Here is a 13,963-nt window from a genome sequence, read left to right as displayed (position 1 = left end):
TGCCGCTTCTTGAATCTAAAAAGAAAAGAGAAAGACAGAGGAGGGACTTAATTGCTATGAATACCCCTGTTTCTGTAAACGAGAAGAAGGATTTTGTAAAATGGTTTTTAAATAATTACCAACTGAAACAGCGTGAATGTGTATGGATTTTGAATTATTTAATGAGTCACGACCAATTGATGCATAAAGTCCACTTCGTAGAGCATGCAAAATATTGTCCGCGTGGCTTAGTAATGTCCGCGAATTGTGTAAAAGATACACCGTTTCACTTTTTTAAACAAAATGTTATGACAACAGATGCTGAAAAATCGTTTCATGATATTCGTTTAAATCGAGATGAGGATATTTATATTCAACTCAATTTTAAATCATCGTTTCAAAATGCCAACTATGTAGCTGTATTAGAAGAAAACCCGTATTTACCAAAGCACATTGAAGTAAATGAAAAAGATCGTTTACTTGCAGAAAGATTTTTAGAAGAAAGTGTATTTTCTTTTAGAAGAGAACGTCTTCTAAAGCAAATTGATGAAGCGCTGGATAAGCAAGATAAGGAAGCGTTTCATAGGTTAACAGCGGAGTTAAAGATGTTATAGAATTCATTTGGATTCATAAAATTTTACAAATTTCAGACTTTTTAAGAAAAACTACCTTAATATAGGTAGTTTTTCTTTTTTTACCTCTTTTAGTATGGTTTAATATATATAAAGTGAAAGTTCTGTCATTTATAGGTGGGGGAGGGAAGACATTTGAAATGGATTGTAAAAGATGTGGAGCAGTTTGAGCAAGCAAGAGAATATGTAGATACGGGTGTTATACCACTTTTATCAATTTCAGCAGCAAAAGAAATGAAAACGGTAGTAGAACAAGGGGAATTTATCGAATTGTTGAGTATGGAGCTAGAAAGAGAATATAAAGGAAGAGTGCTTTTACTACCTGCATTTACGTATTTAGTAGAAAGTCAAAAAAACGAAAAAGGTCGTTTGCAAGAATGGACAAATCATTTGAAAAAGCAAGGTTTTAAGCATATTACTTATGTTACAAGTGATTTTTCATGGAAAGAAGATATGCAAGAATTGCAGGGAGATTTATTTTGGTTTCCTTCATTAGCGTTAGAACAATTTAGTGATCAAGCGAAAAGAGAAGTGATTCATGCACATATAAAAAATATAATGGTAATGTTAGAAGAAAAATGGGGAAAACAATAATAAACAGAAAGTTCTTATTATTATGAGTAGTATGATATTGACCTGTGCATGAGCGTATTATATCATGATAGTGTCCTAGTTTTTATTTTTTATATAATTTATCACGAGGGGACAATTTCTGATAGAGGGGGGAAATTTTCGTGAGCGAGAAAGAACATCGTGTGTCAAGAAGACAGTTTTTAAATTACACTCTTACAGGGGTAGGAGGCTTTATGGCAGCGGGTATTTTAATGCCGATGACGCGATTTGCGCTTGATCCGGTGTTAAGAAAAGAAGCGGGAACGGATATGGTTGCTGTTGCACAAGTAAAGGATATTACAACAGAGCCGAAACGTTTCGATTTTAAGGTGAAGCAGGTTGATGGTTGGTACAAGTCCGAAGAGCCAAAATCAGCTTGGGTTCATAAAGATGAAAGCGGAGACATTGTTGCGTTCTCTCCAGTATGTAAACATTTAGGATGTACAGTGAACTGGAATTCGGACAAAGCACATCCGAATCAATTCTTTTGTCCATGTCACGGGGGCCGTTACACAAAAGACGGGATAAACATTAAAGGCACGCCGCCCCTTGCTCCACTTGATGTATACGAATCTAAAGTGAAAGATGGAACGCTGTACCTAGGAAAAGCGAAGCCAAGAGGGGGTGCAAAGTAGATGCTAAATAAAATTTATGATTGGGTAGATGAAAGGTTAGATATTACACCAATATGGCGTGATATCGCTGATCATGAAGTACCTGAACATGTAAACCCGGCACATCACTTTTCTGCATTCGTTTATTGCTTTGGCGGACTTACTTTTTTCGTTACTGTAATTCAAATTTTATCTGGAATGTTTTTGACGATGTATTATGTGCCTGATATTAAAAATGCTTGGGAATCGGTTTATTATTTGCAAAATGAAGTTGCATATGGGCAAATTGTTCGTGGTATGCACCACTGGGGTGCTAGTCTCGTAATTGTAATGATGTTTTTACATACACTTAGAGTTTTCTTCCAGGGTGCGTATAAAAAGCCTCGTGAGCTAAACTGGATTGTTGGTGTTCTTATTTTCTTTGTCATGTTAGGTCTTGGTTTTACCGGATATTTATTACCGTGGGATATGAAAGCGTTATTTGCTACGAAAGTAGGGATTCAAATTGCAGAGCAAACGCCGCTCATTGGTCCTTACATTAAAACATTACTCGCTGGTCATTCCGAAATTGTTGGCGCTCAAACATTAACTCGCTTCTTTGCTATTCACGTCTTCTTCTTACCAGCAGCACTTCTAGGTTTAATGGCCTTCCACTTCATCATGATTCGCAAACAAGGTATTTCCGGTCCGCTATAAGAGATTGCTAAATTAAAGGGGAAAGAACTAAAGGAGGGAGATTATGCATCGCGGCAAAGGGATGAAGTTTGTAGGAGATTCTCGGGTACCAGTAGCTCGGAAACCAAATATTCCAAAAGACTATTCGGAATACCCAGGGAAAACAGAAGCATTTTGGCCGAACTTCTTGTTAAAAGAATGGATGGTTGGTGCAGTTTTTTTAATCGGTTATTTATGTTTAACAGTGGCGCATCCGTCACCGCTTGAAAGAATGGCGGATCCAACTGATGCTGGGTATATACCACTTCCAGATTGGTATTTCTTATTCTTGTATCAGTTATTAAAGTATTCTTATGCTTCTGGCTCATTTACTGTAATTGGAGCGTTCATTATGCCAGGGATTGCGTTTGGCGCATTACTGTTAGCTCCATTTCTTGATCGAGGCCCAGAAAGACGCCCATTGAAGCGTCCTGTAGCAACGGGATTTATGCTTTTAGCAGTTGCATCGATTATCTTTTTAACTTGGGAATCTGTAGCACACCACGACTGGGAAGCTGCAAAAAAACAAGGAGCAATTGTAAAAACAGCACCAGTTGATAAAAATGATGACGGTTATAAATTAATGCAAAAAAATACTTGTTTAACATGTCACGGTGACAATTTACAGGGCGGCGCAGCAGCACCAGCACTGCAAAATTTAACTTTGAAGCCAGAAGAAATTGCTAAAATTGCGAAAGAGGGAAAAGGTTCCATGCCTAAAGGTGTATTTAAAGGTACAGATGAGGAACTGAAGAAGCTTTCGGAATTCGTTGCAAAGTATAATAAAAAATAATAAAAAGCTGACTACAAAAAAATTGTAGTCAGCTTTTTATTTTGATGAAAGAAAGTTTACTATATAATAGAGTAGAGTTTGATGAAAGAATGAAAGGTGTTGGACATACAGCTTGGTTTACTTTCATGCAATGTTAAGGCAACGCTCTGTATTATTATTTTTATTAGTTGTTAACATATTAGGTACAATATACGGATTTATATGGTATGGAAATCAATTAAAAGAAACTTTACCTATATTTTGGCCGTTTGTACCCGATAGTCCTATGGCAAGTCTCTTTTTTGTCTTTGTTTTAATCGCTTTTTTAATAAAGAGAAATTGGGGATTAATAGAGGCGCTAGCGATTGTTACTTTAATAAAATATGGTATATGGGCTGTTGTTGTAAATGGGGTTATGATCTATGTAAAAGGTCCTATTGGCCTTATCGGGTATATGTTAATGCTTTCGCATTTTGCGATGGCAGTACAAGCAGTGCTATATGCACCGTTTTACCGTATAAAAAAATGGCATTTTGCGGTAGCCGCTATATGGACATTACATAATGATGCAATTGATTATTTGTTCTGGCAAATGCCGAGATACGGAATTATGCATTTGTTTGTAGGAGAAATTGGTTATTTTACGTTCTGGTTAAGCATTGCTGTGCTTTGTATGACATATTATTATTGCTTACGTGAGAATCGAAAACAGTTTTCTTTATAATCGTTAGAACATTAGGGGGAGAAAATGAAGAAAAATACGAGTGGTACAAAAATATTGGATCGATTGATTACGATAATTGTTTCATATAGCATAGCATTTTCTATATTTGCACTCGCAACAACGGCGGTTGTATATGGAAAATGGCTATATTATTTTGAAATTGATTTTTTAAACATTCCAGATTTAGCAGATATGACGAAGGATGATATTAAAAGAAATTATGATGTGCTTATCACATATTTATCTCCGTTTTATGACGGTGCATTACAGTTGCCCACATTAGATATGTCTACAAATGGCCGTATTCATTTTGTAGATGTTAAAAATATTTTAGTAAAGATACAATATGTAATGTATGCGACAATTATAATTGCAATAGTAGGCGGCATGTATTTATTAAAAAAGAAAAATGAAAAGTTTTTACTGCATGGATCGATTGTAACAATTATCTTTCCGATTGCGCTTGTGTTACCAATTGCTATTAATTTTGAAAAGAGTTTTGTATTATTCCATAAGCTTTTATTCAGTAATGATTATTGGATGTTTGATATTGAAACGGATCCGATTATATTAATGTTACCAGAAGAGTTTTTTATGCATGCAGCGTGTGCTATTTTATTATTTATTTTATGTGGTAGCATAATTTGTTATAGCTTGTATAAATATTTCGTAAAAAAGAAAAGGATTTCAAAAGAAAAATTCTCTGTTTAAAGAGAATTTTTTTGTTTGTAAAACGATAATATATTTTTCGGTCCAGTTCTGTTCTATTCTTGTCCACATTAACATATTTTGTACTAGTAGTTATAGGGGGGACCGTGATGAAGAGAACATTAATTGGACTGATTGCATTTCTAATTATCATGTTTCCGTTACGTATATATGCTGAGGAGTGGAGTGAACTAACAGGGTTGTTAGATGACTCATTACAATTAGTGAAGCGTAATGAAGATGAAAAAGCAGTACAAGTACTGCAACATTTCTCGGAGCAGTTTGTAATAAAGGGGAATGAAAAGAAGCAGGAAGTAACGCCAGATCAAGTTAGAGTTATTTCTTTAGCTTACGACAAGGCGAAACAATCTCTCGCGGAAGAAGATGTAAGGAAACAAGTTAAAATTGATAATGTGTTAGCCCTGCAGCTCGCTGTCGATGCGCAAGTATCGAAATATCAACCACTTTGGATGGAAAGAGAAGGAAAAGTAATGTATGCCTTTTCTCAAATGGAAAAAGCGATGAAAAAAGAAGATACGGGACAGTTTCAACAAACGTTAAACACATTTTTACATGAATTTAATATTATTTATCCAAGCTTAATGATTGCATTGCCAGAAAATGAAGTGCAGCGTGTAAATGCCCATTTATCTTATTTGGATGAATTTCGTAACGTTATGTTAAAAACAAAAGGTGGGCAAATGCAATTAGGAATCATTAAAGGGGATTTGCAAAAAATATTTCACACAGTAAAAAAAGATGAAATTGCACCCTCTCTCATTTGGTTTATGACAATTACTGGAGGTCTTATTTTATTCACATTAACTTATGTTGGGTGGAGAAAGTATAAAGGAGAGAGAGAAAAAAGAAAAAGTAATGTACATTCTAAGAATAGATAATGTAATAAATAAAGATTCGGATTGTAAGGTTTATTCATTGACAATGGTGGCAGAAGAAAATAGAATGAGAAGTACTATAATTAAAACTTCAATGGAGGTTCATGATGTTTTATTTAATTTACTTCGCGATCATTTTGATCATACCGTTGTATGCACAGTCAAAAGTACGTAGTGCCTATAGCAAGTATTCACAAGTTTATTCAACATCAGGTATGACAGGAGCAGAAGTGGCTCGGAAAATCTTAGATGAAAATGGATTATACAACGTAGCTGTAGAAGAAACACCAGGTCATTTATCAGACCATTATGATCCAACTGCCAAAACAGTTCGATTATCAACAGATAACTATTACGGTCATTCAGTTGCTGGTACAGCAGTTGCAGCACACGAAGTAGGACACGCAATTCAAGATGCAAAAGATTATAACTTTATGCGTATTCGTCATTCGTTAGTGCCAGTTGCGAACTTTGGATCGAATATTTCTTGGATATTTATTATGATCGGTATTTTTGCATCGATGGCCAACATGATATTTTTAGGTATCATTTTAATGGCAGCAGGTGTTGTGTTCCAACTTGTTACATTACCAGTTGAGTTTGATGCATCAAAGCGTGCTATGCAACAAATTGAAGCGTTAGGTATCGTATCAACAGATGAATATGGGCAAGCTCGTAAAGTATTAAATGCGGCAGCATTAACATATGTAGCAGCTGCAGCCGTAGCGGTATTTGAATTATTACGTCTCGTATTAATTTATACTGGTATGCAGCGTAGCGATGACTAAAGACTATCAATTTTGATAGTCTTTTTTGTTTTGTGGATTGAATTATATAATGTATTGCAAATAGAAATAATAGAAGTAATGCGGAAAGGCGGTGGGGGAAATGCAATATCCAGGCCATTTAGTAAAACAGGTGAAAGAGCGTAGTGCTCCTTATCAATTAGAAGGTTTTTTAAGTGGACAAGGCCCTGAAAATCCGAAATTTATGTTGTTAGGAGAAGCGCCTGGTGAAACAGAAATTCATAATGGGATTCCGTTTAGCGGGAGAGCGGGAAAACAATTAATGGGTTTTTTAGAACGTATTCACGTTACAAGGGAAGAAGTATATATTACGAGTGCTGTTCGGAGTAGACCTTATAAGTGGCGAGAGAAAAAAGAACGAAATGGTTCTATTATACAAAAAAAGTATAATAGAACGCCAAATCAAGGAGAAATAGTTGCCCATGCACCTTTGTTAGATTATGAATTAGAGAAACTAAATCCGAAGCTAATTGTCACGCTTGGCAATATCGGTCTTCAGCGTTTAACAGGAAAAGGTAAAAAAATCACAGATGTACACGGGCAATTATTAAAACAGCCCATTCAAAAATTAAAGGATATGCAAAGTGCAGAATTTACATGGTCAGAGAAAGAATATCATATTTTTCCGACCTTCCATCCTGCTTCCATTTTTTATAATCGGGGCTTATTGGAGCTTATTTATGAGGATTTAGAGAAACTTAAGCAATACGTAATAAAAAACTAGAAAAGCTTTTTAGCTTTTCTAGTTGTGTTTATGTATGTAATGGGTTTTTATTTTCATCCAACGTAAAACCTTCACCAACTACATCATGTACGTCACTTACTGCAACAAATGCATGAGGATCTACAGAAGTAATAATATTTTTTAATTTCACGATTTCATTTTTAGCCACAACGCAATACAATACGTTCCGTTCTACTTTTGTATACGATCCAACAGCTTTTAAAAAGGTCGCTCCGCGCTCCATCTCAGATAAAATTTTAGCAGCAATTTCATCGTTTTTATCGGAGATAATAGTTGCTCCTTTTGCTGCATAGGCTCCTTCTTGCATAAAATCAATGACTTTCGCCCCGATAAAAACAGCAACTAACGTATACATACCCTCGCGATATGATAAATAGGTAAGGATAGAGACGATAATGACGATAGCATCAAACATAAACATCGTTTTCCCCATACTCCAGCCAACATATTTATGAGCGAGTCTCGCAATAATATCTACACCGCCAGTAGTTCCGCCGTATTTAAATATGATCCCGAGACCGATACCAATAAATGCCCCAGCAAATAAAGCTGCGAGTGTCATATCATTTTGTAAGTTTAAATGTAAGTTGAGAACTTCGTAACGCTGAAAAATCCATAGAAATAAAGATACGCTAAATGTGCCGATTAGTGTATATATAAATGTCGTTCTTCCAAGTAACTTCCAACCAATAAAAAATATAGGGATATTTAAAATTAAGTTTGAATAAGAAGGGTCAAACTTAAATAGAAAATACAATAATAGTGTAATACCAGTAAATCCACCTTCTGCAAGGTGATTTTCAATATTGATATTCACAATACCGAAAGAAAAAATAGCGGAACCGATTAAAATGAAAATGATATTTCGAATCTTCAAATTTGATGTCATATAGAAATCCCCCTAATTATGTAAATGGCATTGCTCCGCTGAAACGGTAAAACATAATGATAAGTAATTTCTAATTGCTAGTGAAAATAGTGAAGGCTATAAAAATCGATTGGTTCTGGTTGATTTTTTGCCAAAAACGCAAAAGAAAGTTTCACTTTATTATAATCTTTCCCAAAAAGGGTCGCAAATAGGTGTTTGGCGGGGAATAATATTTGTCAAATCGCGATGAATTGGCTAACATGAAAGAGGAAGGATTAGAGGTGAATTGTATGGAAGCGAAAACGATGAAGGATATGCAGAAAGAAGTTGATGCATATATTGGTCAGTTTAAAGAAGGTTATTTCAGTCCACTTGCAATGATGGCTCGTTTAACGGAAGAAATGGGGGAGCTTGCAAGAGAGGTGAATCATTATTATGGTGAGAAACCGAAGAAAACAACTGAAAAAGAACGTAGTATTGAAGAAGAGCTTGGAGATGTATTATTTGTTATGATTTGTATGGCAAATAGTTTAAATATTGATTTAGAAACAGCACATAACATTGTAATGAATAAATTTAATACTCGCGATAAAGATCGCTGGACACGTATTGATGAGGGAGAGAAAGAATAATGAAAGAAATTAAAGAAATTAAAGTAATTATCGCTGGACCAAGAGGACGTATGGGACATGAAGCAGTTCTTCTTATGGAAAGAACGGAACATTTTAATTTAGTAGCAGCAGTGGATTATAAGCATGGTGGAGAGAAAATCTCTGATTTACCGGGAATGCCAGCGCTAGATACACCTATTTACGCAGATTTACATACTTGTTTAGAGGAAGTAGAAGCAGATGTGTTGTTAGATTTAACAACGCCAGAAGTTGGGAAACAACACGTTACACTAGCAGTTGAGCGTGGACTTCGTTCTGTTATTGGTACAACTGGATTTACAGAAGAAGAGCTAAAACAATTAACCGAGACTGCGAAAGAAAAAGCAGTAGGAACAATTATCGCTCCAAACTTTGCAATTGGTGCGGTTCTTATGATGAAATTCTCACAAATGGCAGCGAAATACTTCCAAGATGTTGAAGTAATTGAATTGCATCATGATCAAAAACTAGATGCACCATCTGGTACAGCGGTAAAAACAGTAGAATTGATTCGTCAAAATCGTGAATCAAAGCAGCAAGGTCATCCAAATGAAGTAGAGCAACTAGAAGGGGCTCGTGGTGCAAACGTAGACGGCATTCACATTCATAGTGTACGTTTACCAGGACTTATTGCACACCAAGAAGTAATGTTTGGTGGAGACGGACAAATGTTAACAGTTCGTCATGATTCATTCAATCGTGCATCATTTATGTCTGGTGTAAAACTATCAATTGAGACAGTAATGAATCTAGATCATCTTGTGTACGGTTTAGAAAATATTATCGACTAAAGGGGAGACAACGGATGAAAATTGCCTTAATCGCACATGACAAAAAGAAAAATGACATGGTTTCGTTTGCATACGCATATAAACCAATTTTTGAACAACATGAATTATTTGCAACAGGAACGACAGGGCTTCGTATTATGGAAGCGACCGGTTTAGTTGTAACAAGATATCAATCTGGTCCTCTTGGTGGCGATCAAGAAATTGGTGCAATGATTGCGAAAAATGATTTAGACATGGTAATTTTCTTCCGCGATCCATTAACAGCACAGCCGCATGAACCGGATGTGAATGCATTGCTTCGTTTATGTGATGTATATGCAATTCCACTTGCAACGAATATGGCAAGTGCTGAAATGTTAATGCACGCATTAGAGCGAGGAGATTTAGATTACCGCAAGTTAAGAAAATGAGGGGAACAATTATGAGTGGATTACATATATTAGCGTTTGGTGCCCATGCCGATGATGTTGAAATCGGCATGGCGGGTACCATTGCTAAATATACGAAGCAAGGGTATGAAGTAGGTATTTGTGATTTAACAGAAGCTGATCTTTCTTCTAACGGAACGATAGAGTTAAGAAAAGAAGAAGCAAAGGCGGCAGCTCGTATAATGGGAGTAAAAACGAGACTAAATTTAGCGATGCCAGACCGTGGTTTGTATATGAAAGAAGAGTATATACGTGAAATTGTAAAGGTAATTCGTACATATAAACCAAAACTAGTTTTTGCGCCGTATTATGAAGATCGTCATCCAGATCACGCAAATTGTGCAAAACTTGTGGAAGAAGCTATTTTTTCAGCGGGAATTCGCAAATATATGCCAGAGGTTCCACCACATCGTGTGGAGTCTTTTTATCATTATATGATTAATGGTTTTCATAAACCGAATTTTTGTATAGATATTAGTGAATACGTATCGAAAAAAGTGGAAGCATTAGAAGCGTATGAAAGTCAGTTTTCAACAGGGAGTGATGGTGTGAAAACGCCGTTAACAGAAGGTTACGTTGAAACTGTAGTCGCCCGTGAGAAAATGTTTGGAAAAGAAGTTGGAGTTTTATATGCCGAAGGGTTTATGAGTAAGAAACCGGTTTTATTACATGCTGATTTAATAGGGGGATGTAAATGAAATTAAAAATAGGTATTACATGTTATCCTTCTGTAGGTGGTTCTGGAGTTGTTGGAACAGAATTAGGAAAGCAATTAGCGGAACGCGGGCATGAAATTCATTTTATTACATCGGGTTTACCATTCCGGTTAAATAAAGTGTATCCAAACATTTATTTTCATGAAGTGACAGTAAATCAATACTCTGTATTTCAATATCCACCATACGATTTAGCGTTAGCGAGTAAAATGGCAGAGGTTGCACAAAGAGAAAACCTAGACATTTTACATGTGCATTACGCAATACCGCATGCCATTTGTGCTTATTTAGCAAAACAAATGATTGGAGAGCGTATTAAAATTGTTACAACCTTGCATGGAACAGATATTACTGTGTTAGGATCCGACCCTTCGCTAAATAATTTAATTCGTTTTGGTATTGAGCAATCTGATGTTGTGACGGCTGTCTCGCATTCATTAATTAACGAAACGCATGAGCTTGTAAAACCAAATAAAGACATTCAAACGGTATATAACTTTATAGACGAACGTGTATATTTCAAACGTGATATGACCCAATTAAAGAAAGAATACGGTATAAGTGAGAGTGAAAAGATACTCATTCACATTTCAAACTTCCGTAAAGTGAAACGTGTGCAAGATGTTGTGCAGGCATTTGCTAAAATTGTTACAGAAGTAGATGCGAAGTTGCTTCTTGTTGGAGATGGACCAGAATTTTGCACGATTTTACAGTTGGTGAAAAATTTACATATTGAAGATCGCGTCTTATTCTTAGGGAAGCAAGATAATGTTGCAGAACTACTTGCGATGAGTGATTTAATGTTGCTTTTATCAGAGAAGGAGAGTTTTGGTCTTGTTTTATTAGAAGCGATGGCGTGTGGTGTACCTTGTATCGGAACAAGGGTTGGAGGTATTCCAGAAGTCATTCAACATGGTGATACAGGATATTTATGTGAAGTTGGCGATACAACAGGAGTGGCAGATCAAGCCATTCAGCTATTAAAGGATGAAGAACTTCACCGTAATATGGGAGAGCGAGCAAGAGAAAGTGTTTACGAGCAGTTTCGCTCTGAAAAAATCGTCTCACAATATGAAACGATTTACTATGATGTACTAAGGGATGACAAAAATGGAAAGATTTAAAAAAGCTAGTTCTATTATTGAGACTTTAAAGCAACAAGGGCATGAGGCTTACTTTGTCGGTGGAAGCGTAAGAGACCTTATTATCGATAGGCCGATTGGAGATATTGATATTGCGACATCTGCTTTACCAGAAGAAGTGATGGCTATATTTCCAAGACATGTTCCTGTTGGTCTTGAACATGGAACTGTAATTGTAGTAGAAAATGGTGAGCCTTATGAGGTAACCACTTTTCGAACAGAGAGTGAATATGAAGACTTTCGAAGACCTAGTAGTGTTCAATTTGTTCGTTCATTAGAAGAGGATTTAAAACGTCGTGATTTCACAATGAATGCAATTGCAATGACAGAAGAAGGAAAAATGGTCGATTTATTTGCTGGACAGGAAGCGATTCAAAAGAGAGAAATTGTGACAGTGGGAAATGCTGCGGATCGGTTTCAAGAAGATGCCCTGCGAATGATGCGTGGTATTCGGTTCGTAAGTACGTTAGGTTTTTCTTTAGAGACGAAAACGAAGCAAGCAATTGAAACATATGGACATTTGCTGGAACATATAGCAATTGAGAGAATTACAGTGGAGTTTGAAAAACTTTTAACTGGCACATATTGTGTGAAGGCTCTCAAACAATTAGTAGAAACGAAACTATTTTCTCATCTACCATATTTACAGATGTCAGAAGAGAAATTGTTAAAAGCTACGCAGTATAAATGGGATTCTTTTGAAGCAGACATTGAGGCGTGGGCGTTTTTCTTATATTGTATCGGGGAAGAACATCCAGCTGTCTTTTTACGTCAATGGAAGTTTTCGAATAAAAAAATAAAAGATATCGTCGCAGTTTTATTAACAATCCGTAAGAGAAAGGAGAAGGATTGGGATACAGTTCTTCTTTATAAAACGGGAATTCATATAGCTGAAATGGCAGAAAGAGTATATGAAGCGATGATTGAAAGCTATGATCATACAGCTGTTAACCGGGTACAAACGTTGTTTCAAGCATTGCCAATTAAGAGTCGACAAGAGATGAATGTGACTGGGAATGATTTGTTAAACTGGGCAAGTAAAAAGCCAGGTCCGTGGGTTGCTGAAATGATTCAAAAAATTGAAGAAGCAATTGTACAAGGAAACGTAGTAAATGAGAAAGAGTGTATAAGGGAGTGGCTGCAAGAATGCAATCTACTATAAGAAAGCAGTTATTGCAAGTTTTTTCGGAAGCGGATGGCGAGTTTGTATCTGGTCAAACGATTAGTGATAAACTTGGTTGCTCAAGAACTGCTGTGTGGAAACATATGGAGGACCTTCGGAATGAGGGATATGAACTTGAAGCTGTGCGTCGATTAGGTTATCGAATTGCAAGTAAGCCAGACAAAGTGACTGCGAATGAAATACAGTTAGGGTTACAAACGAAACATATTGGTAGAACAGTGTATTTTGAAGAGTCCGTTGAATCGACGCAACATATTGCAGCAAAGCTTGCTTATGAAGGTGCAGAAGAAGGAACAATTGTTGTGGCAGAAGAACAAACAGCGGGGAGAGGTCGTTTAAGCAGAAAATGGCATTCACCAAAAGGAACAGGAATTTGGATGAGTATTATTTTACGTCCATCAATCCCGGTTCAACATGCACCACAACTTACTTTGTTAGCCGCTGTTAGCGTTGCGCAAGCAATTGAAAAGTGCACAGGTGTAAACGTAGGAATAAAATGGCCGAATGATATTTTAATTCAAGGGAAAAAGGCTGTAGGAATATTAACAGAAATGCAAGCTGATCCTGATAAAATTAATGCTGTCATTATGGGTATTGGTATTAATGCGAATCAAAAGCAAGAACATTTTGATGAGGAAATTCAGCATATTGCTACTTCTTTAGCGATTGAATCTGGTAAGCCAATTGTTCGTGCGGAGCTTATGCAACAAATCTTTTTACAACTAGAAAAATTATATGAAGAGTATTTACAAAATGGTTTCTCTGTCATTAAAATTCTTTGGGAAAGTTACGCTGTGAGTATCGGGAAAGAAATTAACGCTCGAACGATGAGAGAGACGATTACGGGTGTAGCAAAAGGAATTACAGAGGATGGTGTATTGCTCCTAGAAGACCATGAAGGAAAAGTACATCACATTCATTCTGCGGATATCGAAATTAAGTAAAAGAAGTTCCTCTTTTGGAACTTCTTTTTTATTTCAATA

18 protein-coding genes are annotated in these 13,963 nt (G+C 36.2%); 17 read left to right on the top strand and 1 reads right to left on the bottom strand.

What is annotated here, in order from left to right:
- Positions 1 to 56 precede the first annotated feature (56 nt).
- The 10 genes from RCJ96_RS07230 (at position 57) to RCJ96_RS07185 (ending at position 7,181) form a co-directional block, all read left to right on the top strand.
- Positions 57 to 593 carry a ReoY family proteolytic degradation factor gene (locus RCJ96_RS07230; RefSeq protein ID WP_001095923.1) on the top strand — a complete coding sequence of 179 codons (537 nt, stop codon included), beginning with the start codon at positions 57 to 59 and terminating at the stop codon, positions 591 to 593.
- Between the two features lie 153 nt (positions 594 to 746).
- Complete coding sequence (locus RCJ96_RS07225) at positions 747 to 1,205, top strand: YpiF family protein (protein ID WP_416504189.1); 459 nt, start codon at positions 747 to 749, stop codon at positions 1,203 to 1,205.
- Positions 1,206 to 1,345: 140 nt separating this feature from the next.
- On the top strand, positions 1,346 to 1,858 hold the full coding sequence (gene qcrA, locus RCJ96_RS07220; RefSeq protein ID WP_001290418.1) for a menaquinol-cytochrome c reductase iron-sulfur subunit: 513 nt from the start codon (positions 1,346 to 1,348) through the stop codon (positions 1,856 to 1,858).
- Positions 1,859 to 2,533 (top strand): menaquinol-cytochrome c reductase cytochrome b subunit, encoded by a 675-nt coding sequence (gene qcrB, locus RCJ96_RS07215; RefSeq protein WP_000932700.1) that lies wholly within the window; start codon positions 1,859 to 1,861, stop codon positions 2,531 to 2,533.
- A 43-nt stretch (positions 2,534 to 2,576) separates the two neighbouring features.
- On the top strand, positions 2,577 to 3,344 hold the full coding sequence (gene qcrC / locus RCJ96_RS07210) for a menaquinol-cytochrome c reductase cytochrome b/c subunit (protein WP_000554606.1): 768 nt from the start codon (positions 2,577 to 2,579) through the stop codon (positions 3,342 to 3,344).
- Positions 3,345 to 3,456: 112 nt separating this feature from the next.
- Entirely contained in the window at positions 3,457 to 4,047 is a 591-nt protein-coding gene (locus RCJ96_RS07205; protein ID WP_416504188.1) for a DUF1405 domain-containing protein, read from the top strand.
- 24 nt (positions 4,048 to 4,071) lie between these two features.
- Positions 4,072 to 4,758: a lipoprotein intramolecular transacylase Lit gene (lit, locus tag RCJ96_RS07200; protein WP_000742534.1), complete on the top strand. Its 687-nt coding sequence runs from the start codon at positions 4,072 to 4,074 to the stop codon at positions 4,756 to 4,758.
- 107 nt (positions 4,759 to 4,865) lie between these two features.
- A complete protein-coding gene (ypjB, locus tag RCJ96_RS07195; RefSeq protein WP_446699749.1) occupies positions 4,866 to 5,654 on the top strand; it encodes a sporulation protein YpjB in 789 nt (262 codons plus the stop codon).
- Positions 5,655 to 5,758: 104 nt separating this feature from the next.
- Entirely contained in the window at positions 5,759 to 6,439 is a 681-nt protein-coding gene (locus RCJ96_RS07190; RefSeq protein ID WP_000499536.1) for a zinc metallopeptidase, read from the top strand.
- Positions 6,440 to 6,539: 100 nt separating this feature from the next.
- Positions 6,540 to 7,181, top strand: a complete 642-nt coding sequence (locus tag RCJ96_RS07185; RefSeq protein ID WP_074610150.1) for a uracil-DNA glycosylase — start codon at positions 6,540 to 6,542, stop codon at positions 7,179 to 7,181.
- Between the two features lie 28 nt (positions 7,182 to 7,209).
- On the opposite strand, the gene RCJ96_RS07180 is transcribed toward RCJ96_RS07185, so the two are convergent.
- Complete coding sequence (locus RCJ96_RS07180) at positions 7,210 to 8,091, bottom strand: YitT family protein (RefSeq protein ID WP_000203305.1); 882 nt, start codon at positions 8,089 to 8,091, stop codon at positions 7,210 to 7,212.
- 269 nt (positions 8,092 to 8,360) lie between these two features.
- Between RCJ96_RS07180 and RCJ96_RS07175 the strand changes: the two genes are divergently transcribed.
- From RCJ96_RS07175 to RCJ96_RS07145, 7 genes are read left to right on the top strand one after another with little or no spacing between them, the layout of a single operon-like run.
- Positions 8,361 to 8,702, top strand: coding sequence for a nucleotide pyrophosphohydrolase (locus RCJ96_RS07175; protein ID WP_002108639.1), 342 nt, complete (start codon positions 8,361 to 8,363; stop codon positions 8,700 to 8,702).
- 8 nt (positions 8,703 to 8,710) lie between these two features.
- Positions 8,711 to 9,511, top strand: a complete 801-nt coding sequence (gene dapB / locus RCJ96_RS07170; RefSeq protein ID WP_074610152.1) for a dihydrodipicolinate reductase — start codon at positions 8,711 to 8,713, stop codon at positions 9,509 to 9,511.
- Between the two features lie 14 nt (positions 9,512 to 9,525).
- Positions 9,526 to 9,921 carry a methylglyoxal synthase gene (gene mgsA / locus RCJ96_RS07165; protein ID WP_000684765.1) on the top strand — a complete coding sequence of 132 codons (396 nt, stop codon included), beginning with the start codon at positions 9,526 to 9,528 and terminating at the stop codon, positions 9,919 to 9,921.
- A gap of 11 nt (positions 9,922 to 9,932) precedes the next feature.
- Positions 9,933 to 10,637 carry a bacillithiol biosynthesis deacetylase BshB1 gene (gene bshB1, locus RCJ96_RS07160; protein ID WP_000015664.1) on the top strand — a complete coding sequence of 235 codons (705 nt, stop codon included), beginning with the start codon at positions 9,933 to 9,935 and terminating at the stop codon, positions 10,635 to 10,637.
- On the top strand, positions 10,634 to 11,779 hold the full coding sequence (gene bshA / locus RCJ96_RS07155; protein WP_000768296.1) for an N-acetyl-alpha-D-glucosaminyl L-malate synthase BshA: 1,146 nt from the start codon (positions 10,634 to 10,636) through the stop codon (positions 11,777 to 11,779). Before bshB1 ends, bshA begins: the two co-directional genes overlap by 4 nt.
- The gene (locus RCJ96_RS07150; RefSeq protein ID WP_070805625.1) at positions 11,766 to 12,959 is read left to right on the top strand and encodes a CCA tRNA nucleotidyltransferase; all 1,194 of its coding nucleotides are present in this window, start codon (positions 11,766 to 11,768) and stop codon (positions 12,957 to 12,959) included. The genes bshA and RCJ96_RS07150 overlap by 14 nt, the downstream gene beginning before the upstream one ends.
- Positions 12,944 to 13,924, top strand: coding sequence for a biotin--[acetyl-CoA-carboxylase] ligase (locus RCJ96_RS07145; protein ID WP_070805626.1), 981 nt, complete (start codon positions 12,944 to 12,946; stop codon positions 13,922 to 13,924). Before RCJ96_RS07150 ends, RCJ96_RS07145 begins: the two co-directional genes overlap by 16 nt.
- The last annotated feature ends 39 nt before the right edge of the window (positions 13,925 to 13,963 follow it).

The sequence above is a fragment of the Bacillus sp. BSL6 genome (assembly GCF_052928345.1).
This window is presented reverse-complemented; position numbering and strand designations above follow the sequence as displayed.

Excerpts from the sequence above, each read along its gene's own strand:
- RCJ96_RS07230 (WP_001095923.1), top strand. The coding sequence starts at position 57 with ATGAATACCCCTGTTTCTGTAAACGAGAAGAAGGATTTTGTAAAATGG.
- qcrB (WP_000932700.1), top strand. The coding sequence starts at position 1,859 with ATGCTAAATAAAATTTATGATTGGGTAGATGAAAGGTTAGATATTACA.
- qcrC (WP_000554606.1), top strand. The coding sequence starts at position 2,577 with ATGCATCGCGGCAAAGGGATGAAGTTTGTAGGAGATTCTCGGGTACCA.
- lit (WP_000742534.1), top strand. The coding sequence starts at position 4,072 with ATGAAGAAAAATACGAGTGGTACAAAAATATTGGATCGATTGATTACG.
- ypjB (WP_446699749.1), top strand. The coding sequence starts at position 4,866 with ATGAAGAGAACATTAATTGGACTGATTGCATTTCTAATTATCATGTTT.
- RCJ96_RS07190 (WP_000499536.1), top strand. The coding sequence starts at position 5,759 with ATGTTTTATTTAATTTACTTCGCGATCATTTTGATCATACCGTTGTAT.
- RCJ96_RS07185 (WP_074610150.1), top strand. The coding sequence starts at position 6,540 with ATGCAATATCCAGGCCATTTAGTAAAACAGGTGAAAGAGCGTAGTGCT.
- RCJ96_RS07180 (WP_000203305.1), bottom strand. The coding sequence starts at position 8,091 with ATGACATCAAATTTGAAGATTCGAAATATCATTTTCATTTTAATCGGT.
- RCJ96_RS07175 (WP_002108639.1), top strand. The coding sequence starts at position 8,361 with ATGGAAGCGAAAACGATGAAGGATATGCAGAAAGAAGTTGATGCATAT.
- mgsA (WP_000684765.1), top strand. The coding sequence starts at position 9,526 with ATGAAAATTGCCTTAATCGCACATGACAAAAAGAAAAATGACATGGTT.
- bshB1 (WP_000015664.1), top strand. The coding sequence starts at position 9,933 with ATGAGTGGATTACATATATTAGCGTTTGGTGCCCATGCCGATGATGTT.
- bshA (WP_000768296.1), top strand. The coding sequence starts at position 10,634 with ATGAAATTAAAAATAGGTATTACATGTTATCCTTCTGTAGGTGGTTCT.
- RCJ96_RS07150 (WP_070805625.1), top strand. The coding sequence starts at position 11,766 with ATGGAAAGATTTAAAAAAGCTAGTTCTATTATTGAGACTTTAAAGCAA.
- RCJ96_RS07145 (WP_070805626.1), top strand. The coding sequence starts at position 12,944 with ATGCAATCTACTATAAGAAAGCAGTTATTGCAAGTTTTTTCGGAAGCG.